This window comes from Bradyrhizobium nivariense (assembly GCF_029846695.2).
GTDB lineage: Bacteria > Pseudomonadota > Alphaproteobacteria > Rhizobiales > Xanthobacteraceae > Bradyrhizobium.
The window spans coordinates 55037-78982 of the sequence record NZ_JARWCR020000016.1; the positions used below are offsets into that span (position 1 = coordinate 55037).

Here is a 23946-nt window from a genome sequence, read left to right on the forward strand (position 1 = left end):
TTTGGAGAGACAACATGACACGAGCACTCGGACTGGTTCCGGCCATCGCGCTGGCGACGGCCTTGTTCGGCGGCGCTGCAGGGGCGCAGACCATCAAGATCGGCGTCAACGAGCCGCTCACCGGCGCGTTCGCGGCGTCAGGCACCTACGTCGTCAACGGCGCCAAGATCGCCGCCGACGAGATCAACGCCAAGGGCGGCATCCTGGGCAAGAAGATCGAGCTCGTGATCGAGGACAACAAGAGCAACCCGACCGAGGCGGCCGCCGTTGCCGAGAAGCTCATCACCAGCGACAAGGTGCCGGTCCTGATGGGCGCCTGGGGCTCGAGCCTGACGCTCGCCGTGATGCCGAAGCTGATGGAATATGAAACGCCGATGGTGGTGGAGACCTCGTCCTCGGGCAAGATCACGACGACAGGCAATCCCTTCATCTTCCGTATCTCGCCCCCGTCGGCGGTCGAGGCCGCGGCGTTCAAGGGCATCGTCGACAAGCTCGCATTGAAGAAGGTCGACTTCCTGGTCATCAACAACGACTGGGGCCGCGGCACGGCTGAGGACTTCAGCAAGATGATGAAGGACAAGGGGATCAGTATCGGTCTGGTCGAAACCATGGACCAGGGCGCGCAGGACATGAGCGCCCAGCTCTCCAAGATCAAGAGCTCGGATTCCGAGACGATCATCGTCACGACCGCGGTCGACCAGCTCACGCTGATCTTCAAGCAGGCCGCCGCACTGGGCCTGAAGAAGCGCATCATCACCACCGGTGGCTCGCAGAACCCCGACCAGATCATCGCCCAGGCGGGAGCAGCCGCCAACGGTACCATGCATCTGACGACCTTTCTGCCGTGGTTCCCCGACAAGACGCCGAACCCCGAAGCGACCAACTATTTCATCTCGGAATGGAAGAAGCGCGGCTTCGAGTTCGCCGGCTGTACCGAAAGCTTCCGCGGTTATGACGGCATCCGCACCGCGGCGGCCGCGATCGAGAAGGCGGGCAAAGCCGAGCCGGCTGCGATCAAGGCCGCGCTCTGGGACATCAACATCAAGGGGCTCAACGGCGACATCGTGTTCCGCAAGTCCGGCCCCGAGGGCAAGGAGAGCGGGCAGAGCCAGCCGAACGTCTATCTCATCGAGATCAATGAAGGCAAGGTCGAGATGAAGACGCTCTAGTGTCGGCCAGTCACAGGCGAGGGCGGCACATCGCCACTCTCGCCTTACTACGCAGGGCTATCGCATATGAAGAAAAACGTGGCGGGCAGCTTGCCTGCGGCCCATCCTTCGAGACGCCCGCCTACGGCGGGCCCTCAGGATGAGGGCGCGTTTTGCGGCGAGATATTAGACCCTCATGGTGAGGAGCCCGCCAAAGCGGGCGTCTCGAACCATGCAGGCCGAGCTCATCCGGCAGCCTTCCGCTGTCATATGCGCGATAGCCCTACCTTACTACGAGTCATTCGGGAACGGCTTTGAGCGAGTTTCTCCAGCATCTGGTCAACATGCTCGTGCTCGGCGGCACCTATGCCTTGCTGGGCATCGGGCTCACGTTGATCTTCGGCATCATGAACGTCGTGAACTTCACGCATGGCGTGCTCTACACGTTCGGCGCCTACGTCATGTTCATCGTGGTGCAGCAGATCGGGCTGAATTTCTTCCTGGCGCTGCCCGTGGCCGTGCTGGCCGGATGGCTGTTGGGTGCGGCTATCGAGCTGACATTGCTGCGGCCCCTGCGCGGCTCCGACATCGACACCACGATGCTGGTCATGATCGGCGCCTGGATCGCGATGCAGTCCGGCACGCTCTGGATCTGGGGCGGCGTCGCCAAATCGGTGGCAACGCCGTTTCCCGAGGCGCCGCTGGTGGTCGGACCGGTGTCGGTGTCCTGGTTGCGCCTGTTCGTTCTTGCTGCCGCGGCACTGCTGATCCTGGTGACGTATTTGCTGATCAACAAGACGAGCCTCGGCCGCGCGATGCGAGCGACGTTCCAGGACCACGACACGGCCTCGCTGATGGGCGTCAACGTCGACATGATCTACACCTCGACCTTCGCGATCGGCTCCAGCCTTGCCGCCGCCGCGGGCGCTCTGCTCGGGCCGGTCTACGTGATCTTCCCGCAAATGGGCGATCTCGCCGCCGTCAAGGCCTTCGCCATCGTCATTCTTGGCGGTCTCGGCAACATCACGGGCGCGGTGATCGGCGGCTTCATCCTGGCGCTCGCCGAGGAGCTTGGCGCTGGCTACGTTTCGTCCGGCTATCGCGATGCGATGGGCTTTGTAATCATCATCGCGGTGCTGATCTTCAAGCCGACCGGTCTGTTTGCGCGCGCGGAGCGCGTCGGATGAAGGCGATCACGACCATCCTTGCGGTCGCAGTGCTGGCCTCGGTGCCGCTCTGGCTGCGCGATCCTTATCTGCTCAACGCGCTGATCACGACTGGAATCTTCGTCATCGGCGCGATGAGCCTCAATCTGCTGCTTGGCTTCACCGGCCAGCTCAGCCTCGGTCACATCGCCTTCTTCGGCATCGGCGCCTATGTCAGCGCGCTGACATCGCTCGGCTTCGACATTGGCTTGCCCGGCGGCGTGCGCCTGGTCCATGAGCCCTGGCCGCCGATCGTGGGGCTGGTGCTCGCGATCCTCGTTGCCGGACTATGCGGCTATTTCGTCGGACAATTGTCATTCCGGGTCCGCGGGGCCTATTTCGTCATCGTGACGATTTCCTTTGCCGAGGTAGTCCGGTTGGTCGCGCTGAACTGGGTCGAGCTGACGCAAGGTCCGCTGGCGCTCACCAACATTCCCTCCATTGCGCTGCTCTTGCCTGGTTTCGGCGAGCTGACGCTGCGCACCAAGGTGCAAAACTACTACCTCGTGCTGGTCGTGGCTCTCATCGCCTATCTCCTGATCGCGCGCCTCGTTCATTCCCATTTCGGCCGTGCCATGCGCGGGCTGATGGAGAACGAAACGCTCGCCGTCTCCGTCGGCATCGACGTGACCAAGACGCTGACGCTCGCGGCGGTAATCTCGGCCGCGATTGCGGGCGCGGCCGGCAGCCTCTACGCGCACTACATCCGGATCATCGATCCTGAAGTGTTTGCCTTCATCAACACTGTTACCATGGTGATCATGGTCATCACCGGCGGCAAGGGGTCACTGGCTGGGCCCGTCGTCGGTGGCCTGATCTTCGGTCTACTGCCGGTCGCACTGCGTCCGATCATGGCGCCGGAGGCGCAGTGGATCGCCTATGGCGGCGTGCTCATGGCCATCCTGTTCGTGCTGCCGCGCGGCATCGTGCCCTCGCTCGCGCAGCGATTGGCGAGGAGACGGAGCAGGGCGGCGGCACTGGCGCCGGTGGCTCTCACTGAAACCGGCGCCAAGGAGCCGGCGTGATGGCGGCGCGCAGCATCGCCATGGCGATCGATCAGGTGGCGGTCCGTTTTGGCGGGCTGGTCGCGATCTCCGACATGAGCTTCACCGTGGGAGAAGGTGAGATCGTCAGCCTGATCGGGCCGAACGGTGCCGGCAAGACGACTGCCTTCAATGTGATGACCGGCTTTCTGGCGCCGAGTGCAGGTCGCGTCACTTATCGCAGCACAACGCTCACCGGATTGAAGCCGCACCAGATCGCGGACCTCGGCCTGATCCGCACCTTCCAGCGCACCTCCGTATTTCCCAATGACACCGTCCACGATAATCTCCTGATTGGACTGCATCGCCAGGGCAGGGTCCGGTTGCTCGACGCGATCCTGGGGATGCCAGGTGCGCGCGCCTCGGAACGCAAGCTGCGGCAGCGTGCAGGCGAACTGATCGAATGGGTCGGTCTCGAGCGCCGGGCCCATGATGCGGCCGGCTCGCTCTCCTACGGCGAGCAGCGTCTCGTCGGTGTCGCATTGGCGCTCGCGGCAGAGCCCTCGATGCTGCTGCTCGACGAGCCCGTCTCGGGCATGAATGCTTCGGAGACGCACCGGTTTGTCGAGCTCATCCGCAGCATCCGTGATCGTGGCATCACGATCCTGTTGGTCGAGCACGACATGCCGATGGTGATGACCGTCTCGGACCGCATCGTGGTCCTCAACTACGGCCGCATCATCGCTGAGGGAACTCCCAAAGTGATCCGCAACGATCCAGCGGTGATCGAGGCCTATCTCGGGCATGGAGCGGCACGTGCTTGAGATCCGCGACATGGTGTGCGGCTATGGCGGCGTCACCGCGCTACGCGGCATCTCGCTGGACGTGAAGGCCGGCCAGCTGGTTGCACTGATCGGCGCCAACGGCGCCGGCAAAAGCACGACGCTGCGCGCCATCTCGGGATTGGTGCCACCGCGCTCGGGCCAGCTGCGTTTCGAGGGTATCGACATCACCGGGGCCAGGCCGCCGCGTGTGCTGGCCAGCGGGATCGCGCATTGCCCGGAAGGGCGACGGGTGTTTCCGCACATGAGCGTCGAGGAAAATCTCGACATGGGGGCTTACCTCCGTCGTGGATCAGGCGAGATCGCGGCCGATCGCGATCGCATCTACACGGAATTTCCGCGGCTGGCCGAGCGTCGCCGGCAGGCGGCGGGCACGCTGTCCGGCGGCGAGCAGCAGATGCTCGCGATCGGACGGGCGCTGATGTCGCGGCCGCGGCTGATCATGTTCGACGAGCCCTCGCTCGGGCTCGCCCCCAACATCGTCGAGCGGACCTTTGCGATCATCCGCAGCATTCGCGATTCCGGCACCACGGTGCTGCTGGTCGAGCAGAACGCGTTCGCCGCGCTGGAGATGTGCGACCATGCCTATCTGCTCGAGAATGGCCGCATCGCGCTGTCCGGGACCGGCACTGAGCTGATCGAGGACGAGCATGTGCGTAAGGCCTATCTCGGTGGATGAGCCGGCCGTCCGCCCGGAAGGGTCCGGGTGGATTCCGGTCTGTGACCTCAGCCGGCTGAAGGCAGAGACAATCGTCCGCGTCGCCGGGCTCAATCTGCTCGTGATCTGGAACGAGGGCGATGTCGTTGCTTGCGACCGCGCCTGTCCTCACGAACAGGCGGATCTCGGCCTGGGACAGGTGGTGGCGGGGCGGCTGCTCTGCCCGCGCCATGCAGCATCGTTCGATTTGTGCGACGGACAAATCTCTGCGGGCTGGCCAAGTCCGCCGTTGCAGCTCTATCCGGTGCAGGTCAGGGGAGAGCGGGTCTGGATCGAAGCGCAGGAGCGACGACCGGGGCGATGATGACATCATGCCCCTGTTTTGCCCGACGTGTCAAAGGCACCGACGGCGTGGAGCTGTCCTCAGAAAGCCGATGGGCCTTCGAAAATCTGCCTTTGGAAACAAAGAGCCTTCTACTGTGCATGGGGTTGTTTTCGCGTTTTTAGTCCAGCAACCGGCGGGCAGCGTCGACCAGAATGCCGTCAGGACGACGCAGCGCCTCGAGGATGGTGAAATGGTCGGCGCCTGCGACCGGAATGAGCTTGCCGGGCGCCTGCGCGGCCGCACGTCTCTCGTGAAAATTGATTGAATCGCAGACCAGTGCCGGGAGCTCCCTGCTGCCATAGGCGATATCGAGTCGCTTGTGCGTTGAGGGCAGGCGAAGCGGCGAAAGCCTGGCAATCTCTTCATCGGTGAGCTTCAGCGCTTTGTTGAGCCCGGTATCGCGGATCGGCGCGAGATCGTAGACGCCGGAGATCGCCAATCCCGCAAGGACGCGTGGGTGGTCCAGTGCCATCGCAACGAGGTGGGCGCCTGCAGACCAGCCCGACAGAACGACCGGCCCCGCGACGCCGTGGGATGCGCCATGTGCGGCAAGCCAGTCGAGTGCACGCGAAATTTCAGCGACGATGTCGGTCAGGGAAACTTCCGGTGCCAGCGAATAGCCGGGAATGGCGACCGACCAACCATGCGCGGCGACGCCTTCGGCCAGCATGGCAAACAGCTCGCGCGAGTTGCGCTGCCAATAGCCGCCATGCAGGAACACCAAACAGGGCGCATCGGGCCTCGCGGCCGGGTAGAGGTCGATCTTGTTGTTTGCCCGCTCGCCGTAAGGCAGATCGAGGTGGGATTTCAACGCGTCCCGCAGCCGCGCTGATGCTTCGTTTCGTTCAGCAATCAAGGCTGGGCTGTTCTTGACAGCCGTGTTGTTGTCATACGCAGCGTCGCGTTCGACTTGGGAAAGCTCTGACCAGTTCGTGCGAGGATCGAGGAATCGATGTGTCAAACGGATGTCATCAACCATGGAGTCTCCGGACCGGTACTCGGCGGCTTGATCCGTCGGCTCGTCCAATTCGAGCAGGCCGTTCACAGCCTATTGAGGTGTTGGACCATCCGCGCCAAATATGGATCCAGATATTTCAAGTTACAGCACGTGTGGCCGACAGCGCTCTCTCCTGCCTGCCATAAATCTCGTTCCAGTTGAACATCAATTGCGTTCGGGCGAAGGATATGCGCATCGCACCGAACGGTCAGGCAGGGAATACAGAACGTGTGCACTGGGAGATCAAGAAAAATCTGTCGACCAGCAAGCATGAGCAGGCAGAGCCTTTCTCGTCCCATGCTTTAAAGCATCAGCTCAACGCGTGACCGGCCAATCCGTAGACCCACGGCTCGTTTTCCTTCCGGTTCAGGAATTGCCGTCCCTTGGACATGGTTGTGACCGTCTCGCTTATCCCGAGGTGGCTCTGCTGAAGATAGTCGGCAAATAGCCCTGTCTGCTCTCGCGTATCGACGCGGGCGAACCGTCCCGTGAGTTCCTCGAGATGCACAGCCGTGAGATGGATCGCGTCACAATCATTGCTGGCTACGATTGGACCGATCACATGACCGCGCCCGAACTCGCGCTTCATGGAGTAGCCGACGGTCTCGCCGCCGCGGCTCAGAGCGCAGATTGACGCCCCTTCCGAAAGCAATCCAAGCAGCTTCTGGCGGTTTGATCCGAACGCGCGCTCATCCAGCGCTGCGATCTCCTCAACATTTTCGGCTGACAGCGACCTCAATTCACCGTCTAGAACTGGCGCCACTGGAAGGGGCGACACGACCGCTCCCTGCCACTGATAAACGACCGCTTCCTTTCTAAAGCCCAGCGAAACATAAAGATGGTAGGCAGCGTCGGTCGAGTTGAGGCTCAAATTCCGGTCACCACACCGCTCAAACACCTGATCCATGAGCCAGCGGCCGGTGCCTTGAGTTTGGGTGCGGGGCGATGTGATCACCAAGCCGATGGTGGCAAATTCGCGCCCGTGCGGGAACCACATCGCGCTGCCGAAAACGCGCCCGATGCCGTCGACAGCGACGATGCCCCGACCGGCGCGGCGCAGGAAATCCCAGTCCTTGGGTCGATGCGGCCAGCCAACTGCAATCGAGAGAGCGTGGAGCAGCTTCACGTCAACTTCGCGAATGTCCCGCGCGACCAATTCGAAGGATTTCAGCCGTACCGATCGTCCCATTTCAGCTCATCCGTTGCGTCGCGGAATGCCAAGCCTCTGGCATAACTTGCCTTTTGATCCCGCTGCAGCAATACGCCGCAGACTTGCTTTGCCGCAGTATCGCATGGAAACCCAGCAGGTTCGCCTGTTTGGGGGTGGGTCTTCGAAATCATCAGCCTTTAGCGCAACGCAATTCGGCAGGGAAAGCTCCTGCTTGTGATTACGCTGCCGATAGGCGAATTGCGCAGGCAGAGTGGGCCGTCATGAATGTTGCTGTCATGAATGCTGAGGAAATTCTTGCGAGGCTAATCGCATTTCCCAGCGTCGTCGGCACGCCAAACGAGGCAATTGTCAATTGGGTACGAGGGTACTGCCAGGCCGCCGGGGCCGAAGTTGCAATCATTCCTGGTCCTGAAGGCGATCGGTTCAACCTGTTTGTTACGATTGGGCCGCGCGAGGCCGGAGGGTACGTTCTTTCCGGACACATGGATGTCGTCCCGGCGAGCGAGCCGGAATGGAGCGGAGCCCCCTTTGTCCTGCGTCGTGATGGTGAAAGGCTTTATGGTCGCGGCGCCAGTGATATGAAGGGTTTCCTTGCGTGCGCGTTGGCTGCCCTGCCGCAGCTTGCGGCGATGAATTTGCGGCGGCCAATACATCTTGCATTCTCCTACGACGAGGAGGCGGGTTGCCGTGGTGTTCATCATCTGATCGCCGCGCTGCCAAACTTGTGTGAAAAGCCGCTCGGTGCGATTATCGGCGAGCCGAGCCGGATGCAGCCCGTGCAGGCCCACAAGGGCAAGGCGGCCGTGCGGCTCGAAGTGATCGGGCGGTCCGGCCATTCATCACGCCCTGATTTGGGTCTCAATGCAGTTCACGCAATGGCCAGCGTGGTCGCGCACGCTGTGGCTTACGGCGGATGCCTGACGGCTGGGCCGTTCGACGATAATTTCGTGCCTCCGTACTCTTCCTTGCAGATTGGCGTCATCAACGGCGGGCAGGCGGTCAACATAATTCCCGACCGCTGCTCTGCTGATATCGAGATCCGCGCTGTTCCGGGCGTTTCCCCATCGTCCTTGCTCGAGCCCCTCAGGACCCAGCTTCTCGCCCTCCGCAACAGCGGTTTTGAAGTGGCGTGGCATGAGTTGAGCGCCTATCCCGCACTTGCTCCTGTCAAGGGGAGTGAACTGACGGTCGTTCTGGTCGAGCTGACAGGAAAGAAGTCGCTTCCTGCCGTGAGCTACGGCACGGAGGCTGGGCTTTATCAGCAGGCAGGCATCGATGCGAACATTTGCGGTCCCGGCGATATCGGCCGCGCCCACCGTCCCGATGAATATATTGAGATCGGCGAACTCGCTGAGTGCCAAAGAATGATTGAGGCTCTCGGTGCGCGCCTTGCCGCGTAACACGAGTGGGGTGCATCGATGGCATTTCTTTTCAATTCCGATGCTGCCAGGGAGGCAGTCTTCCGCCAAGTCTTTGCGCGCGAACTCCCCGATCTGGAATTCTACCATTGCAGCGAATCTATCGACCCGGAAAAGGTACGGTACCTGCTGACCTGGAACGTGCCGGATGATGTCTCGCGTTTTCGCAATCTGGAAGTGGTTTTTTCCCTCGGTGCGGGAGTTGATCAGTTCGAGCCGGAGACTGTACCCGGCCATGTGAAGCTGGTGCGCATGGTCGAGGATGGCATCATACGCATGATGCAGGAATACGTCGTTCTTGGAGTGCTGACGCTCCATCGCGAGATGGTTGCATATCGGGAGCAGCAGAGAAGGGGCCTCTGGCAAGCTCTCGCAACGTCCCAGGCCGCTGATCGGCGTGTGGGCTTGTTGGGTCTTGGGACGCTGGCGCAAGCTGCAATCGAACGCCTGAGGCCGTTTCGATTTCCCCTTGCCGCGTGGAGCCGCAGCAAAAAAATGGTCGAGGGTGTTACCTGCTTTCATGGCGACGATCAGCTTGGCAATTTCCTGAGAGAAACGGATATTCTCGTCTGCCTTCTGCCCCTGACGGAGCAAACAAGCGGCATCCTGAACGCAAGGCTTTTCTCGCTTTTGCCTGTGGGCGCGAGGTTGCTGCACGTTGGTCGCGGCCCACAGCTTGACCAGGGCGCACTCATCGAGGCGCTCGACAGCGGTCGCCTGGCAGCAGTCATGCTCGACGTTACCGATCCCGAGCCGCTGCCGGAAAGCCATGCACTCTGGTCTCATCCGAAGGTGATCATAACGCCGCATATCGCGTCCGTAACGCAACCGCATACGGCAGCACAATCCGTCATAGAAAACATCCGGCGCCACCGCGCTGGAAGAAATCCGATCGGCCTCGTCGATCGAACACTCGGCTACTAACAGGAAAGATGCCATGTCACTTCTGATCACCATCGACACCAATCCGGACTTCGCACCAAAGAACGCCTTGCCTGCTCCGGAACGGCTCATTTCCGGCAATCCATCATTCAAGACCTGGGCGCAGGACGCTTCGAAGGGCGAGAAGTTGCTAACCGGCGTCTGGGAAGCAACGCCCGGCGAGACCCATTCCATCAAGGGCACCACCTACGAGTTCTGCCACATCATTTCGGGTCTTATCGAAATTGAGGAAAAGGATGGTGAGACGAAGACGTACCGCGCCGGCGACAGCTTTGTAATGAAGCCCGGCTTCGTCGGCATCTGGCGCACGATCGAGACCGTGCGAAAGATCTACGTCTGTGCTTATGACTGAGCCGAATGCTCAGGGCGGCTAAATTCTGGCTTGGCAGAACAATCGACTTTCAAAGTGGTGCCTGATCGGAGTCAACACCGTCAGGCAATTCATTCTCGATGAAAAATGCGGCGCGCCGTCCTGTATTGCTTGGATGAGACGGCTTTGCCTCGCCAATCGCAAATCCCAGAGCGTTCTCGTCCACGGGTAAGCAGCAATGGCGGGGTTGGGTCCGAAGCCAAAGGAACACATAGATGATTGCATTGAAGGACAGCGATCTGTTTCGTCAGCAAGCGCTGATCGGCGGCAGTTGGCGGGATGCGAGCGCAAAAGCCACCGTTAACGTCATTGATCCTGCCAGCCAGGACGCTCTCGGCACTATCCCCGACATGGGTCGCGACGAGACCAGGAAAGCCATCAACGCTGCGGCCGACGCTTTCAAGCGCTGGAAAAAGACTACGCATGCAGAGCGTGCGGCGCACTTGGAACGATGGTATGAGCTCATGCGGCAGCATGAGCAGGATCTGGCGCTCTTGCTGACTCTGGAGCAGGGCAAGCCCCTTGCTGAATCGCTCGGAGAAATCCGCTATGGGGCATCCTTCGTAAAATGGTTTGGGGAAGAGGCACGCAGGATCAATGGGTCGACCATCCCTTCGCCCACTGCCGATCGCCGCATTTTGGTGCTGAAAGAGCCGGTAGGCGTCTGTGGGGTCATCACCCCCTGGAATTTCCCAAACGCGATGATCACGCGCAAAGTGGCACCTGCGCTTGCTGCGGGCTGCACCGTGGTCATCAAGCCATCTGAATTTACGCCTTTCTCGGCTCTCGCGATCGGCGTTCTGGCGGAGCGAGCAGGAATTCCGGCGGGCGTCATTAATATCGTGACCGGCATGCCCGCGGAAATCGGCACGGAGCTGATGGCCAATGAAACGGTCCGCAAAATCTCGTTTACCGGATCGACCCGCGTAGGCGCGTTGCTGATGAAAGGCGCCGCCGACAACATCAAGAAGCTCAGCCTCGAGCTCGGCGGTAATGCACCATTCATCGTCTTCGACGACGCCGATCTCGACCGGGCCGTCGAGGGCGCGATTGCGTCGAAATTCCGCAATGGCGGACAGACCTGCGTCTGCTGCAATCGCATCCTCGTGCAATCCAGCATTTACGATGCTTTTGCAGAAAAACTCGCCAGCCGAGTTGCGAAAATGAAGGTCGGTGCCGGCACTGAGGAAGGCGTCGAAATCGGACCGATGATCAATGGCCCGGCGATAGAAAAGATCAAGCGGCACGTCACAGACGCCCTGGACAAAGGCGCGAGGATCATCTCGCAGAGTGAACGTATGCCGGAAGGTAGACAGTATGCCCGCCCCGTCGTGCTCGGCGAGGCAACGACTGAGATGCTCTTGGCCTCAGAAGAGACGTTCGGACCAGTCGCGCCGCTTTTCCGCTTCGAGACCGAGGACGAAGCGATCGCGATCGCGAACGGCACGCCCTTCGGCCTGGCTGCCTATTTCTATACGGAAAACCTCAAGCGCTCATGGCGCGTTGCCGAGGCGCTGGAATTCGGCATGGTAGGCCTGAACACCGGCCTGATCTCGACCGAGGTCGCGCCTTTCGGCGGTGTAAAACAATCGGGGCTGGGCCGTGAAGGATCTCAGCTCGGGATAGACGAATATCTCGAGATCAAAACGCTACATGTCGGCGGGCTGGAATAAGCGCCCCGCGAGCCCGCGTCCGCGCGACAAAATGGGATGATGCCTCAAGCTGAAGTAACGCAATTCTACGCGACGAGTAGCTTGAAACACAGGAAAGGGGGGCGGCTGAACCGCTCCCCCTTATTGTATAACTCATCCGTCTCTATTGAAGTTTTAAGCTCTGAAGTGCGCGAAAGGGCCCGAAAGGATACACATTCACGCCCTTTTTTGAAGAGGCTCCAAACCGACCGCCGCGGCGAGCCCGCCGATATCATCCACCTCCGTATACTCATAGAAGGGGTTCGCGGGCTCATGACCGCGGTTCACCCATACCTTGCTCTTGATACCTAGGTCGTAGGCGGTCATCAGGTCGTAGCGGAAGGAGGATGAGACGTGGGTGATGTCTTCCGGACCGCAGCCCAGCTTGTCAAACATGTATTCAAAGCCCTTCATGTGCGGCTTGTAGGCGCCGGTCTCCTCGGCCGTGATGACCATGTGAAAGGGCGCGCCGAGCTTTTCGACGTTCGACATGATGAGGTGCTTCATGGAGTTCGACAGGATGACCAGCGGTATCTCCCTGGCAACCTTGGCCAGGCCCGCCGGGACGTCGGCATGTGGACCCCATGTGTGGATCTCTTCATTAATGCGCTGGGCATCCTCCGGCCGAAATGCGACACCGTTGCGCTTGCACGCGCGCTCTACCGAATTATGCACGACCTCGAAGTACGGCTTCCACGCGCCAAGAACCTCGTCCAGGCGATAGGCAGCGAAATCCTTGATGAACCCTGCCATCGCCGCGGAGGAAAGCTGCGAGCCGTAGACTCTCCGCGCCGCACCGGCCATGTCGAAATTTGTCAGCGTGCCGTAGCAATCGAAGGTGATGTATTTCGGTCGGAACTTCGTCATGGCGTGGAATCCTCCAATCCTCTCGGCACTGCGCGCCGGTACGACAGGCATCATAGTGAGCGTGCCGTAAGATAAAGCGCCGCTTTCGCTGGAGCCGGAAGCAGATTGTGTCGTATCGGATCGAAGCTTTGGCAGACAGTTGCGCCAAGCACCTTTTCAGTTGAACGGCACAGCCACGCGGCGGACGCGCTCCGGTATAAGATGCGGCGTCGATCACCAACGAAAGTCAAAACTCCTTTGGTTCAGGTGCAGCTTGGGAGGAACTGCTGCCTTCGATGTCCTACTTTGCTTTTCGGGTTGATATGGAGGCAGAGATGTTGAGCAATTCGCTGATCGAGCTGGATCGTGCGCATCTGGTTCACCCGGTCTCGTCTTACCGCAGTCACGAGGCGTTGGGCGTGCGGGTGCTAAAATCAGCGAAGGGCGCGACGCTAACCGATGCCGCGGGACATCAATTGCTCGATGGGTTCGCTGGCCTGTGGTGCGTCAATGTCGGGTACGGACAGGATAGCATCGTTGAAGCTGCCACGCGGCAGTTGCGCGAGCTGCCTTATGCGACGGGATATTTCGGCCTGGGATCGGAGCCGGCCATTCGTCTGGCCGCCAGGCTGGCTGAATTGGCGCCTGGCGATCTGAACCATGTTTACTTTACGCTAGGTGGCTCCGATGCCGTCGACAGCACGATCCGATTTATTCGGTACTATTATCATGCCAAGGGTACGCCGCAGAAGGATCAGTTCATTTCCGTCGAGCATGGCTACCATGGATCGTCGACGGCAGGGTCCGGCTTGACCGCGATCCCCGCCTTTCATGCGGGCTTTGGGGTACCTTATAGCTGGCAGCACAAAATCCCGTCGCACTATGCCTATCGTAATCCCGTCGGTTCCCATCCCCAGGCTATCATTGCTGCGTCGGTCGCGGCCCTGCGAGCCAAGATCGCCGAAGTGGGCGTTGATCGCGTCGCCGCTTTTTATGTCGAGCCGATACAGGGGTCAGGAGGGGTCCTCGTTCCCCCGCCGTCTTGGCTGAAGGCCATGCACGCTGTTTGCAAGGAGCACGATATTCTGCTCGTTGCCGATGAGGTCATCACTGGCTTCGGCCGTGTCGGTCCGCTCTTCGCCTGTGAAGAGGATGACGTCGTGCCGGATCTCATGACCACGGCAAAAGGACTGACTTCGGGCTATGTGCCGATGGGAGCGGTTCTCATGTCCGACCGTGTCTACAACACGATTGCGGACGGTGCCGGGAAGACAGCTGTCGGCCACGGTTACACCTATTCCGCACATCCGGTCAGCGCGGCCGTCGGGCTCGCGTGCCTTGATCTTTACGAAAACGGCTTATTGGAAAACGGCCGGAAGGCCGGTCAGCGTCTGATGGAGGGCCTTCGCGCGCTTTCCGACCATCCGCTTGTCGGCGATGTCCGCGGTCGCGGCATGTTGGCCGCCATCGAGCTTGTCACCGACAAGAAGCGCAAGACACCCCTGCCGGCGGAAGCGGACGCGGCGCGCCGCATTTTCGACCGCGCATGGGACAACGGCCTCGTCATCCGCGCCTTTGCCCAGGGCGTGCTGGGTTACGCGCCGCCACTCTGCTGCACGGATGCGGACATCGACGGCATCATCGAACGGACACGGGCCACGCTCGACCAGACGCTCGAAGACAGGGACGTCCGCGCGGCGATGAAAGGATAATCACTGGCCTGCCGATCGGTGGCCAACAAAGCCTGAGCCGTAGCGCGGTCCGGTATCTGCCCGTGCCCCTCCTGAGGTGGAGGATTGTTCTTCAGCTATTGAATATGCTTTCTAGAGGCAGATGTGATTTCACGATTGGGGACTTCAGCACGACAAAACTGAAGTATTTGTCGATGCCAATGTCCATCTCGACCAGGCGCTCCATGACAGCCTGGTATTCGCTGATCCCTGCCGTGATGAACTTTACGAGATAATCGTACCCACCCGAAACGAGATGGCATTCGACGACCGAATCGATCTTTTCAATTGTCGTGAGAAAGCGCGCGAAATCGATCTGGCGATGATTTTTGAGCGTGATCTCGGTGAACACGGTCAGAGTTTGTCCGAGCTTGGAAGCGTCGATCTGGGCGGAATATCCGGTGATGAAGCCCTCCGTCTGGAGCCTCTTGACGCGCATCAGGCACGGGCTCGGGGAAAGGTTTATCAGCTCTGCGAGCTCGACGTTGGAAGTCCGCCCGTTCTTCTGCAGTTCGCATAAAATCCTGATGTCGATCTTATCGAGCTTCATAGCAATGCCATGAGATGGGAGCGATAGTGGCGTCAAGGCTTTGAGGTTTCAGCGTCATAGGCACTGTCATAGCACCAACCAGCATCCTTTCCCACCGGGCGGAGAGATTGCTTTTCAGAACTCGGCGACTTTGCCCCAGGCACCCGTTTTCAGCCGCTCCGGCCTGTATGGACGCGGGTCGACGATCGGCGCAGTACCGGTAATGATGTCGGCGATCAGGTGCCCAGCGCCGGGGCCAATCCCGAAGCCGTGGCCGCTGAACCCTGCCGCAAGGATGAAGCCTGGAATCGACTCAACTTCGCCGATTGCGGGAATGCCATCCGGTGTGCTGTCGATGTAGCCGGCCCAGACGTTCGAGATTGCGGCACGCCGGAGCTCCGGCAGCAATTCGCAAGCTCGTTGATGTGTCAGCCGAATCTGCCGCATGTCGGGACGGGGATTAAGTGTCCGGTTCAGCTCCATCGGGGTCACCTCACCGAGCGCCCATTTCGCCAGGGATTCGTGACCTTGGCGCATGCCTTCGAATGCTCCAGGGGCGAGACTGCGCCACCGGCGAGCAAACATCGGCACGAATTCGCGGGCGAACCTGAATTGCTGCGGCGTTGGATCGACTCGCGCGCGCCCGCTTATTGCCAGCGTGTACCCGCCGCTGCTACGCCTCGTAAGCGAGACGAGCGCTGTGTGCAGGGCATCGGGCAGGCCAGCCGCGCCAGGAGCCACGGCGAGAATGGACTGGCGTACGGACGCCTGCGGGAAACGAATTCCAAGCTGGTTGCAGAACGAAGAAGCCCACGCGCCTCCTGCCATAACCGCCGTCTTCGTCCGGATCGTGCCCGCTTCAGTCACCACTCCGTTGACCCGGCCGGCATTGAGTTCGATGCCGCGAGCCGCGCAATGCTGGTGCACCGTGCCACCCGCCGCCATGATCGCACGCGCGGCAACTGGCACGGCTTTTGAAGGATCTGCCGTTCCGTCGGTTGGAGAAAAGACTCCGCCTTTCCACTTGCGGCCCGTCGCCTTGCCTCTCTCGCTTGCTTCTTCCGCGCTCAACATGTGCGTCGTAACGCCAACGGTCCTGGCGAAGTCTCGCCACTTTGCCCAGCCCGCCAGCTCATTTTCGTCGTTCGACAAATACAGAAGGCCGCAGCGGCGGAAACCGGTATCTTCTCCGGTCTCCTGGGCAACTCTCTCCCAGAGATCGAGGCTGTTGGTTGCAATCGGCAACTCGCGCGCATCGCGGTTCTGTTGCCGGCACCATCCCCAGTTGCGGCTGGACTGCTCTGCGCCAACACGGCCCTTTTCCAGCAAGGCGACCTTAACGCCGCGACGGGCGAGGTAGTAGCTCGTGAACACGCCCACCACTCCGCCACCGATGACGACGACGTCTGCCTCTTGAGGCAGCGATGGACTGGATTCGATATGCATGAGCGGCGCGCTCATTGGCGGGGACTCCTGGCGTTTGATCCATCGTAGCGGAGAATTCGCGGCAGGTGCCCTGTGGGAATTTGTGATTAGACGGAATATCCTGCGGTTTTCCGCCTTCTGTTCAAGCTATTGTTGCGCGCCCACTTCATTCGCCAAAGGCACCAGGGCCTTAAGTTTCGAGCGCGTGGGGGCTAGACGTGCCATGCACAGCGATAGTGCGTTTGTGCGCAAGAGGCAGGCCGCCTGAGAGTTCACGTTCGCGACGGCAATCTTGATCTGATCCATTTCCGGAAGTTGGTCTTGGACGTTTGGCGGCGCAGCCTGAAATGCCAAATCGCACTTTGTTTTCAGAACTTCCTGCTGCTCATATGGCGCGTTTCGGCGACTCCGGGGTGATTGAAGCAGTCAAACTCGCGAATGTCGGGTCAATGTCGATCAACGGCAGAAGTTCTAGAGGGAAGCTGGATGAATCCTGTCCAGGAACAGTCCTTAGCTGAAGCAATCAAGCTGGATGCCAGTGGTAGCTCCACGAACTTCGATACATTGATCGGGTTGGCCACTCGACCGACGCTCCGGCCTGAACAACAGCTTCCACCTGTTGAGCAGAGAGGTCTGGATCATGTCGCAGTCTCCCAACAGGGAATGGCAAAATGAGCGGCGAATTTTCGTTCTGTTCGAGCGTCGCGTGGGCAATAACGGCCGAAGAGCCAATCCGCAGCAGAATGAACCAACGCTGTTGAAAGGGGAGACTGTTCAAATGGCGTCTGCCCCTCAGGCTGTAGCCTCGGAAGATGTGGCACTCTCAGTGCGCGATCTGACCGTGAGCTTGCCGGCCGGGATGGAACGGGTGCACGCCGTCGAGAACGTCTGCTTTGATCTGAAGCGCGGCCAAATCCTGTGCATCATTGGAGAGTCCGGATCAGGCAAGTCGGTCACAGCCAATGCGATCATGGGGCTTCTGCCCAAGGCGATACGTGTTGCCTCGGGTACGATCGACCTGAATGGGAGCAATATCGTAGGCCTTTCGCCCGATAAGCTCCGCAACCTTCGCGGCCGGGTCGTGTCGATGATCTTTCAAGACCCGCTTTCAGCGCTCAATCCGCTGATGACAGTGGGTGCGCAGATCGACGAGGCCATAGCGGCGCATGGCATCGGCACACCGAAATCCCGCCGCAGCCGTGCTATTGAGTTGCTGACCGAAGTGGGGCTGCCCGATGTGCAGCTCATGTATCATCAGTATCCGTTCCGGCTTTCGGGTGGGCAGCGACAGCGCGTGATGATCGCCATAGCCCTGGCGCTCGAGCCCGCGATCTTGATCGCTGACGAACCGACAACCGCACTCGACGTGACCACCCAGGCGCAGATCCTGAAGCTGATCCGCGACATTCAGCGCCGCAAGGGGATGAGCGTGATGTTCATCACGCACGATTTTGGGGTGGTGGCCGAGATCGCCGACAGCGTCGCGGTGATGGAGAAAGGCCATGTCGTCGAGCAGGGCAGTGCCGTTCAGGTTCTGCAATCGCCCAGCCACCCTTACACGCGGCGGCTCATTGCGGCCGTCCCCCATCTGACAGGCAAGGACCGGGTTCCTCTGGAAGCTGCTGGGAAAGCGCCGATCCTGCAGGTTGAGGATTTGGTGAAAACCTATCGCAGCGGCACCAAATTGTTCGGCGCAACGCGGACCGTGCCGGCGGTCAACAACGTATCGTTCGACTTGGCACCTGGCCGGACACTTGGCGTCGTTGGCGAAAGCGGCTCCGGCAAGTCGTCGCTAGGGCGGCTTTTGATCAAACTGATGGACAGTGACGGCGGTCGCATTCTGTTCGAGGGCCGCGACGTTGCCGGGCTTTCTGAGGCCGAGTTCCGCCCACTGCGGCCGCGGATCCAGATGATCTTCCAAGATCCTTTCGCATCCCTCAACCCGCGCTCGACGATCGGTCACATCCTCACTGTAGGTCCGATCGCGCATGGAATGCCCTATGCTCAAGCACGCGAGGAGGCCCGGGGACTGCTGTCCCATGTGGGTCTCGACGCTGGCGCCTTTGGCCGCTATCCGCACGAGTTCTCCGGTGGGCAACGCCAACGCATCGGCATTGCGCGGGCGCTGATGTTCAAACCGACGCTGCTGATTGCCGACGAAGCAGTTTCAGCGCTCGATGTGTCGATCCAAGCCCAGATATTGAAGTTGCTGGATCAAATCCAGCGGGAGACCGGCGTCTCAATGATCTTCATCACCCACGACCTGCGTGTGGCCAGCCAGATCTGCGACGAGATCGCCGTGATGCAGCACGGGCGAATCGTCGAACGCGGACCGCCCTCGCAGATATTCCTAAACCCGAAATCATCCTACACGCGCGAACTGGTGGCTGCGATTCCTGGAGAGCAGCCGGAACATGCCCGCCAGGCTTCGGCCAACCGATGAGAGTAACTGCCGATCCCGCCATAATGAGGAAACCATGACCAAACACTCCAAATCTGCATCCGACTACTCGCGACGCGACACATTGCGAATGATGGCCTTAGGCGGGGCTGCCGGCATCTTCGCGCCCAATCTGCTAGCCAAGCCCGCCTTCAGTCAAAACGCTCCACGAACTCCCAAGGGCCGGATTGTCGTTGGACTCTCGCAAGAGCCCACGGTCTTCAATCCGCTGATGGCGCATATCGAGGTCGATGACGGCGTGCATTTCTCGCTTTTCGACGCGCTCTTCCGGATTGATCCCCACGGCGTTATCCAGCCGAACCTCGCGGTCGACGTGCCGACGCAAAAGAACGGTGGCATTTCCGAGGACGGTCTGAAATGGCGGATCCGCTTGCGCGACGATGTTCGTTGGCACGACGGAAAGCCCTTCACGGCCGAGGACGTGAAATTCACCCTTGAACTCATCACGAACCCGAGCTTCCGCAGTTGGCGTACGACGGGGCACTCGTTGGTGCGCGACATCACCGTGGTCTCGCCCGCCGAGATTACTTGGCGGATGGAGCAGGCTTTCGCACCGTACCTGTCGTTCCTGACCGAAACCTTCATGGTGCCGAAACACATCCTGGAGAAGGAGGCTGATCCAAACAATGCCGCCTTCAACCAAGCGCCAGTCGGTACTGGTGCCTTCAAGTGGGGCACGCGTGTTCCTGGCGACCATGTCGAGCTTGTCGCCAACTCGAATTATTTCGGTGAAGGTCCATACATCGAGCGGCTAATCTTCAAATACATTCCCGATCTGACCGTCCTCTACACCCAATTCAAGAGCGGTGACGTGGACCTCGTGGGCCAGTCATACATCACCCCCGACCATTACGAGGAAGCTCGCAAGCTGCCGAGCCGGGTGGTCAAACTGGAGCCCAAATCCTCATTCGAGTCTTTTTACCTGAATCTAGAGCGCCCGCAGTTTAAGGAGCTGCAGGTCCGTCAGGCGCTGTATGCGGCGATCGACAAGAAGGCAATTGTCGACGGGCTCTATTACGGCGTGCCGACTCCGACTGAGACCTTCATGCCGCGGCAGTCTTTCTATTATAACCCGGGCCTTCCGGTGCAGGAGTTCAGCGTCAAGCGGGCGCAGCAGATCCTCGACGCAGCCGGCTGGGTGCCCGGAAGGGATAGGATCCGCGTAAAAGACGGGGTGCGTCTGTCTTTCACCAACTCGACCACCTCAGGCGACCCTCTCCGCGAGCAGGTCCAGCAGTACCTGCAGCAGACATTTGCCGAGATCGGCGTCGAGATGACCATCTCCAACCTTCCGGCCGCGGTGATGTGGGGCGAATTCTGGCAACGATCTCGTTTCGATTCGGTCATAGTAGGCGCCACTTATTTGATCGGCGCAGACCCGGACGTCACCAACCGCCTGCATTCGCTTTCGATCGCCAATAAAGGCGGTCGCGGTTCAAACAATGCGCAATACGTCAATCCGGAGGTCGACTCTCTCTTGGACAAAGGTAGCCGCACCTTCGATCCGGAAGCGCGGCGCGCAATCTACTTCCGCGTACAAGAACTGGTCCGGCAAGACCTGCCCTTACTGCCGCTTTATCAGAACACTGCAGTGCAGGGGCACAAGAAAGGGATTCAGGGAGCGGTGTCTAATGGGAACACGCGCACAGAGTCCTGGAACGCCGGCGCCTGGTCTTGGACGAGCTGATATTAGCAGCCGCCGCCCCGTCTCGCGAAAGCCAGTCGGGGCGGCAAAGTGCTACTGAATTTCTCATTCTACGGGAGGAAGGCCGAATGCGCGGATTTCTGCTGAATCGCCTCTCACAGAGCCTCGCGCTGCTGGTGATCGTCTCGATCATCGGCTTCACCATTCTAAGCCTTATTCCAGGCGGCCCCCTGTCGCAATACGCACGGGATCCGAGCATGAACCAGCAGGATATCGAGCGGCTGGCGGAACAGTTGGGGCTGAACAGGCCGATATGGATCCAGTATTTCGACTGGGCATGGCGTCTTGTGCAGGGCGACTGGGGGCGCTCGTTTCGCGACGGGACATCCGTGCTGACAGTGATCGGCCAGCATGTTTTTGCCACGCTACTGCTGATGGGTTCCTCGACGGTGATCGCGATCGCCATCGGCACATGGATCGGCATCCGTGGCGCCACGCACCGCTATTCGCTGTTTGATTATTTGGCGACGATCGGCGCCATGATCGCGCTATCGATCCCGACCTTCTGGTTCGGGCTTGTCGGGATCTACGTCTTCTCTCTGCAATTGGGTTGGGTGCCTGCCGGGAATATGTACACTATCGGCGACGGCTCCACTCTAGATTACCTGCACCATCTGATCCTGCCCAGCGTAGTGTTGTCACTCGTCCATGTCGCGGTCTGGAGCCGCTACATGCGGACGGCGACGCTGGACGCCATCAGCCAGGACTTCGTCAAAACTGCCCGCGCCAAGGGCCTGAGCGAGCGCCGAATTCTTTTGAAGCATGTTGTCGGCAACGCACTCCTGCCAATGATCACGCTTGCAGGTGTGCAGCTGCCCAGCATCCTAACCGGCGCATTGGTGACCGAGACGGTCTTTACCTGGCCAGGAATGGGACGGCTGTTTCTCGACAGCCTCGGTTACAGCGACTATCCAGTAGTGATGGGGTTGCTGATATTCTCCGCCATCCTTGTCATTCTCGGAAACCTGATCGCCGACATCGTCGTCGCTATTGTTGACCCGCGCATTCGTCTGGGTTGAACCCGCAAAAGCCCCGACAGGAGCCGACCGATATGACCGCTCTCGCCGTAAGCACAGCACCAAGCCGATGGTGGCACAGCCGCGCGGTATTCCGCTTCATCAACCATCGCCTGGCGCTGCTAGGTCTGGCAATGATCACGCTGCTGACGCTGGCATGCGTCTTGGGCCCCTATCTGCTGCCGTATGACTCGCTCCACATTGACTTGCGCGCCCGCTTCGCTCCTCCGATGACCGGAAATCATTATCTCGGCACCGATCCGCTGGGGCGTGACTTGGCGGCTCGACTGTTAATGGCAGGACGGATCTCGCTGCTGGTGGGATTCTCGGCGATGCTATTGTCAATAGTGATCGGAGCACTCGTCGGGGTGGTCGCGGGATATCGCGGCGGCTGGATCAGCGCAGTCCTCATGCGCACTGTTGATGGCTTCTTGTCGTTTCCGTCGATCTTTCTCTTACTGGCGCTGGCTGCAGCATTGCGGCCCAGTCCCGTCATGATCACGGTTATCATCGCAATCACCAAATGGATGGAGGTTGCCTGCATCGTCGAGGCTGAGGTTCGCTCGTTACGCGAGCGCGAGTTTGTCCAGGCCGGTCGGATGCTTGGGCTAAGCGGAACGCATATTATGCTCAGGGAGATCTTGCCCAACGCTATGGGTCCGATCATCGTAGCCGCCAGTTTGACGGTCGCCCGTGCGATTCTCCTGGAAGCCTACATCAGCTTTCTCGGCTACGGGATCCAACCGCCGCTGCCCAGTTGGGGAAACATGCTCAACGGCGCCCAGCAGTATCTGGCCAGCGCTCCCTGGCTTGCCATCATTCCCGGCGCTGCGATTACGATCGCGGTGACCAGCTTCAACTTCATCGGCGACGGGCTGCGCGATGCGCTCGACGTTAGAGACGACCACATTTGAGAACTTGAGATCAATGCGATGCGGGCTGGCAGGCAACGGACAGCGTTGAAGGCTATGCAGCAGAACTTCTTGATAGCGTAGACGTCGCAAGCATCGCGTTGGCTGATCACAATCCGTCTTGTCAGTAATCCCAGGCCACCTTTAACACACGAGAAGTCAGCTACATGCACGAGCCGATAGCCGCAGAGAAGGACACGCCCTATTGGTGGGAAGCCGCACCGCTTAGGTCGCTGCCTCAACAGACCCTTCCCAAGAAACTGGACGTGCTGATCGTGGGCGCTGGCTATGCCTCTCTTTCGGCCGGGCTGGTGCTGGCGCGCGAGGGACGCTCGGTTGCGGCCTTTGACGCGATGACTCCGGGCGAGGGAGCCTCGACGCGCAACGGCGGAATAGCCAGCGCAAGCATACGGCCGGATTACGCGGCGATCTCCCGACGCTTCGGCGAAGACAAGGCGCTGGCAATCGAGGCGGAAGGCAAGATCGCCCGCGAATTCCTTTACGATTTCATCAAGACCGAAGGGCTTGCCTGCGATTTCCAGCTGGTCGGGCAGTTCAAGGGCGCGTTCGGATATCAGCAGTACGACACGATGGCGCGCAGCGCGGAAGCGTTGGCGAAGAGGCTGCGGATCGAGTCTCACGCCGTTCCCTATGCCGAGCAGCGCAGTTACATCGGCACCGATGTCTACCGGGGTGGAACAGTCCGGATGGATATCGGTGGGCTACAACCGGCGAAGTTTCACGCTGAACTGCTTCGCGTGGCACTCGCTTCGGGCCTCGCGGTTCATGCACACACTCCCGTCATCTCAATTGAGAGGGATGGCTCCGGATTCCGCGTCGTGACCTCGGCCGGCTCGGTGCAGGCGCGTCAGGTGCTGGTTTGCACGAATGGCTATACTGATAGCGCCGTTCCCTTCTTGCGCCGCAGGCTGGTCCCCGTTCGCAGCCGGATCATTGCAACCGAGGAGCTCGCACCTGATGTCATGGCGCGGCTGATGCCAAAACGCATGATGATGACCGAAAACCGCCAAGTCGGGTTCTACTACCGCCCATCGCCCGACGGCAGACGTATCCTGCTAGGGGGGCGCGACAGTTCTCGTGTCGGTAATCCGGTGGCTCCCAAGCTCCTACTGCGCAAGGGGCTGGTGAACCTTTTCCCGGAACTGGAGAATGTTCACCTTTCGCACAGCTGGTTCGGCAACGTGGCGATGAATCGCGACATGCTCCCGCGCATCTTCGAAGAGGACGGTGTGCTCTATGCCAGCGGCTTCTGCGGTTCAGGCGTGGTCTGGGCACCGTGGATCGGTAGGCATGCGGCCCACAAGCTCATGGGAAACGACGAGCGGTCGCGCACGGCCTTTGACTTCCGTCCGCCGGCCTCCATCCCGCTCTATCGCGGCGATCCCTGGTTCATGCCCGGCATGATCTGGGGATATCGGATGCAGGATCGGTTCGCGCTGTGGCGCGACCGCCGCTGACAGCACATCGTCTCCTTTACCGTATCATCAATGCA

Annotated in this window: 22 protein-coding genes; 17 read left to right on the top strand and 5 right to left on the bottom strand. The window is 60.2% G+C overall.

Features of this window, described 5'->3' with window-relative positions:
* Positions 1-14: 14 nt before the first annotated feature.
* From QCM77_RS15485 to QCM77_RS15510, 6 genes are all read left to right on the top strand, one after another.
* A complete protein-coding gene (locus tag QCM77_RS15485) occupies positions 15-1169 on the top strand; it encodes an ABC transporter substrate-binding protein (RefSeq protein ID WP_279684147.1) in 1155 nt (384 codons plus the stop codon).
* 293 nt (positions 1170-1462) lie between these two features.
* Positions 1463-2335: a branched-chain amino acid ABC transporter permease gene (locus QCM77_RS15490; RefSeq protein WP_279684148.1), complete on the top strand. Its 873-nt coding sequence runs from the start codon at positions 1463-1465 to the stop codon at positions 2333-2335.
* On the top strand, positions 2332-3378 hold the full coding sequence (locus tag QCM77_RS15495; RefSeq protein ID WP_279684149.1) for a branched-chain amino acid ABC transporter permease: 1047 nt from the start codon (positions 2332-2334) through the stop codon (positions 3376-3378). The genes QCM77_RS15490 and QCM77_RS15495 overlap by 4 nt, the downstream gene beginning before the upstream one ends.
* The gene (locus QCM77_RS15500) at positions 3378-4160 is read left to right on the top strand and encodes an ABC transporter ATP-binding protein (RefSeq protein ID WP_279684150.1); all 783 of its coding nucleotides are present in this window, start codon (positions 3378-3380) and stop codon (positions 4158-4160) included. Before QCM77_RS15495 ends, QCM77_RS15500 begins: the two co-directional genes overlap by 1 nt.
* Positions 4153-4857 (top strand): ABC transporter ATP-binding protein, encoded by a 705-nt coding sequence (locus QCM77_RS15505; RefSeq protein WP_279659699.1) that lies wholly within the window; start codon positions 4153-4155, stop codon positions 4855-4857. The genes QCM77_RS15500 and QCM77_RS15505 overlap by 8 nt, the downstream gene beginning before the upstream one ends.
* Positions 4850-5200 carry a Rieske (2Fe-2S) protein gene (locus tag QCM77_RS15510; RefSeq protein WP_347882372.1) on the top strand — a complete coding sequence of 117 codons (351 nt, stop codon included), beginning with the start codon at positions 4850-4852 and terminating at the stop codon, positions 5198-5200. Before QCM77_RS15505 ends, QCM77_RS15510 begins: the two co-directional genes overlap by 8 nt.
* A 139-nt stretch (positions 5201-5339) precedes the next feature.
* Here the strand turns inward: QCM77_RS15510 and QCM77_RS15515 are convergent, their stop codons facing one another.
* Positions 5340-6200: an alpha/beta hydrolase gene (locus tag QCM77_RS15515; RefSeq protein ID WP_279684151.1), complete on the bottom strand. Its 861-nt coding sequence runs from the start codon at positions 6198-6200 to the stop codon at positions 5340-5342.
* Between the two features lie 206 nt (positions 6201-6406).
* Here QCM77_RS15515 and QCM77_RS15520 point away from each other — a divergent pair, with 206 nt between their 5' ends.
* Complete coding sequence (locus QCM77_RS15520; RefSeq protein WP_279684152.1) at positions 6407-6544, top strand: hypothetical protein; 138 nt, start codon at positions 6407-6409, stop codon at positions 6542-6544.
* On the opposite strand, the gene QCM77_RS15525 is transcribed toward QCM77_RS15520, so the two are convergent.
* Positions 6529-7407, bottom strand: coding sequence for a GNAT family N-acetyltransferase (locus QCM77_RS15525; RefSeq protein ID WP_279659695.1), 879 nt, complete (start codon positions 7405-7407; stop codon positions 6529-6531). The two genes, QCM77_RS15520 and QCM77_RS15525, sit on opposite strands and share 16 nt — an antisense overlap.
* 257 nt (positions 7408-7664) lie before the next feature.
* Here QCM77_RS15525 and argE point away from each other — a divergent pair, with 257 nt between their 5' ends.
* From argE to QCM77_RS15545, 4 genes are all read left to right on the top strand, one after another.
* Positions 7665-8789: an acetylornithine deacetylase gene (gene argE / locus QCM77_RS15530; protein WP_279684196.1), complete on the top strand. Its 1125-nt coding sequence runs from the start codon at positions 7665-7667 to the stop codon at positions 8787-8789.
* A gap of 18 nt (positions 8790-8807) precedes the next feature.
* Entirely contained in the window at positions 8808-9731 is a 924-nt protein-coding gene (locus QCM77_RS15535; RefSeq protein WP_279659694.1) for a 2-hydroxyacid dehydrogenase, read from the top strand.
* A gap of 13 nt (positions 9732-9744) precedes the next feature.
* Complete coding sequence (locus QCM77_RS15540; RefSeq protein ID WP_279659693.1) at positions 9745-10101, top strand: cupin domain-containing protein; 357 nt, start codon at positions 9745-9747, stop codon at positions 10099-10101.
* Positions 10102-10334: 233 nt separating this feature from the next.
* Entirely contained in the window at positions 10335-11792 is a 1458-nt protein-coding gene (locus QCM77_RS15545) for an NAD-dependent succinate-semialdehyde dehydrogenase (RefSeq protein ID WP_279684153.1), read from the top strand.
* Positions 11793-11987: 195 nt separating this feature from the next.
* Here the strand turns inward: QCM77_RS15545 and QCM77_RS15550 are convergent, their stop codons facing one another.
* Complete coding sequence (locus QCM77_RS15550) at positions 11988-12677, bottom strand: haloacid dehalogenase type II (RefSeq protein ID WP_279684154.1); 690 nt, start codon at positions 12675-12677, stop codon at positions 11988-11990.
* Between the two features lie 314 nt (positions 12678-12991).
* Between QCM77_RS15550 and QCM77_RS15555 the strand changes: the two genes are divergently transcribed.
* On the top strand, positions 12992-14368 hold the full coding sequence (locus QCM77_RS15555) for an aspartate aminotransferase family protein (RefSeq protein ID WP_279659690.1): 1377 nt from the start codon (positions 12992-12994) through the stop codon (positions 14366-14368).
* Positions 14369-14459: 91 nt separating this feature from the next.
* On the opposite strand, the gene QCM77_RS15560 is transcribed toward QCM77_RS15555, so the two are convergent.
* Positions 14460-14936 carry an Lrp/AsnC family transcriptional regulator gene (locus QCM77_RS15560; protein WP_279660005.1) on the bottom strand — a complete coding sequence of 159 codons (477 nt, stop codon included), beginning with the start codon at positions 14934-14936 and terminating at the stop codon, positions 14460-14462.
* Positions 14937-15050: 114 nt separating this feature from the next.
* Complete coding sequence (locus QCM77_RS15565; RefSeq protein ID WP_279684155.1) at positions 15051-16376, bottom strand: NAD(P)/FAD-dependent oxidoreductase; 1326 nt, start codon at positions 16374-16376, stop codon at positions 15051-15053.
* Positions 16377-17118: 742 nt separating this feature from the next.
* Between QCM77_RS15565 and QCM77_RS15570 the strand changes: the two genes are divergently transcribed.
* The 5 genes from QCM77_RS15570 to QCM77_RS15590 all read left to right on the top strand — a co-directional run bounded on the left by QCM77_RS15570 (position 17119) and on the right by QCM77_RS15590 (position 23911).
* On the top strand, positions 17119-18783 hold the full coding sequence (locus tag QCM77_RS15570) for an ABC transporter ATP-binding protein (protein WP_279684197.1): 1665 nt from the start codon (positions 17119-17121) through the stop codon (positions 18781-18783).
* A 34-nt stretch (positions 18784-18817) separates the two neighbouring features.
* Positions 18818-20488, top strand: a complete 1671-nt coding sequence (locus tag QCM77_RS15575; RefSeq protein WP_279684156.1) for a peptide ABC transporter substrate-binding protein — start codon at positions 18818-18820, stop codon at positions 20486-20488.
* An 86-nt stretch (positions 20489-20574) separates the two neighbouring features.
* Positions 20575-21525, top strand: a complete 951-nt coding sequence (locus tag QCM77_RS15580; protein ID WP_279659687.1) for an ABC transporter permease — start codon at positions 20575-20577, stop codon at positions 21523-21525.
* Positions 21526-21557: 32 nt separating this feature from the next.
* Positions 21558-22436, top strand: coding sequence for an ABC transporter permease (locus QCM77_RS15585; RefSeq protein WP_279659686.1), 879 nt, complete (start codon positions 21558-21560; stop codon positions 22434-22436).
* A gap of 164 nt (positions 22437-22600) precedes the next feature.
* Positions 22601-23911 carry an NAD(P)/FAD-dependent oxidoreductase gene (locus tag QCM77_RS15590; RefSeq protein WP_279684157.1) on the top strand — a complete coding sequence of 437 codons (1311 nt, stop codon included), beginning with the start codon at positions 22601-22603 and terminating at the stop codon, positions 23909-23911.
* Positions 23912-23946 lie beyond the last annotated feature (35 nt).

Excerpts from the sequence above, each read along its gene's own strand:
- QCM77_RS15485 (WP_279684147.1), top strand. The coding sequence starts at position 15 with ATGACACGAGCACTCGGACTGGTTCCGGCCATCGCGCTGGCGACGGCC.
- QCM77_RS15495 (WP_279684149.1), top strand. The coding sequence starts at position 2,332 with ATGAAGGCGATCACGACCATCCTTGCGGTCGCAGTGCTGGCCTCGGTG.
- QCM77_RS15500 (WP_279684150.1), top strand. The coding sequence starts at position 3,378 with ATGGCGGCGCGCAGCATCGCCATGGCGATCGATCAGGTGGCGGTCCGT.
- QCM77_RS15515 (WP_279684151.1), bottom strand. The coding sequence starts at position 6,200 with ATGGTTGATGACATCCGTTTGACACATCGATTCCTCGATCCTCGCACG.
- QCM77_RS15520 (WP_279684152.1), top strand. The coding sequence starts at position 6,407 with ATGCGCATCGCACCGAACGGTCAGGCAGGGAATACAGAACGTGTGCAC.
- QCM77_RS15525 (WP_279659695.1), bottom strand. The coding sequence starts at position 7,407 with ATGGGACGATCGGTACGGCTGAAATCCTTCGAATTGGTCGCGCGGGAC.
- argE (WP_279684196.1), top strand. The coding sequence starts at position 7,665 with ATGAATGCTGAGGAAATTCTTGCGAGGCTAATCGCATTTCCCAGCGTC.
- QCM77_RS15535 (WP_279659694.1), top strand. The coding sequence starts at position 8,808 with ATGGCATTTCTTTTCAATTCCGATGCTGCCAGGGAGGCAGTCTTCCGC.
- QCM77_RS15540 (WP_279659693.1), top strand. The coding sequence starts at position 9,745 with ATGTCACTTCTGATCACCATCGACACCAATCCGGACTTCGCACCAAAG.
- QCM77_RS15545 (WP_279684153.1), top strand. The coding sequence starts at position 10,335 with ATGATTGCATTGAAGGACAGCGATCTGTTTCGTCAGCAAGCGCTGATC.
- QCM77_RS15550 (WP_279684154.1), bottom strand. The coding sequence starts at position 12,677 with ATGACGAAGTTCCGACCGAAATACATCACCTTCGATTGCTACGGCACG.
- QCM77_RS15555 (WP_279659690.1), top strand. The coding sequence starts at position 12,992 with ATGTTGAGCAATTCGCTGATCGAGCTGGATCGTGCGCATCTGGTTCAC.
- QCM77_RS15560 (WP_279660005.1), bottom strand. The coding sequence starts at position 14,936 with ATGAAGCTCGATAAGATCGACATCAGGATTTTATGCGAACTGCAGAAG.
- QCM77_RS15565 (WP_279684155.1), bottom strand. The coding sequence starts at position 16,376 with ATGAGCGCGCCGCTCATGCATATCGAATCCAGTCCATCGCTGCCTCAA.
- QCM77_RS15570 (WP_279684197.1), top strand. The coding sequence starts at position 17,119 with ATGGCGTCTGCCCCTCAGGCTGTAGCCTCGGAAGATGTGGCACTCTCA.
- QCM77_RS15575 (WP_279684156.1), top strand. The coding sequence starts at position 18,818 with ATGACCAAACACTCCAAATCTGCATCCGACTACTCGCGACGCGACACA.
- QCM77_RS15580 (WP_279659687.1), top strand. The coding sequence starts at position 20,575 with ATGCGCGGATTTCTGCTGAATCGCCTCTCACAGAGCCTCGCGCTGCTG.
- QCM77_RS15585 (WP_279659686.1), top strand. The coding sequence starts at position 21,558 with ATGACCGCTCTCGCCGTAAGCACAGCACCAAGCCGATGGTGGCACAGC.
- QCM77_RS15590 (WP_279684157.1), top strand. The coding sequence starts at position 22,601 with ATGCACGAGCCGATAGCCGCAGAGAAGGACACGCCCTATTGGTGGGAA.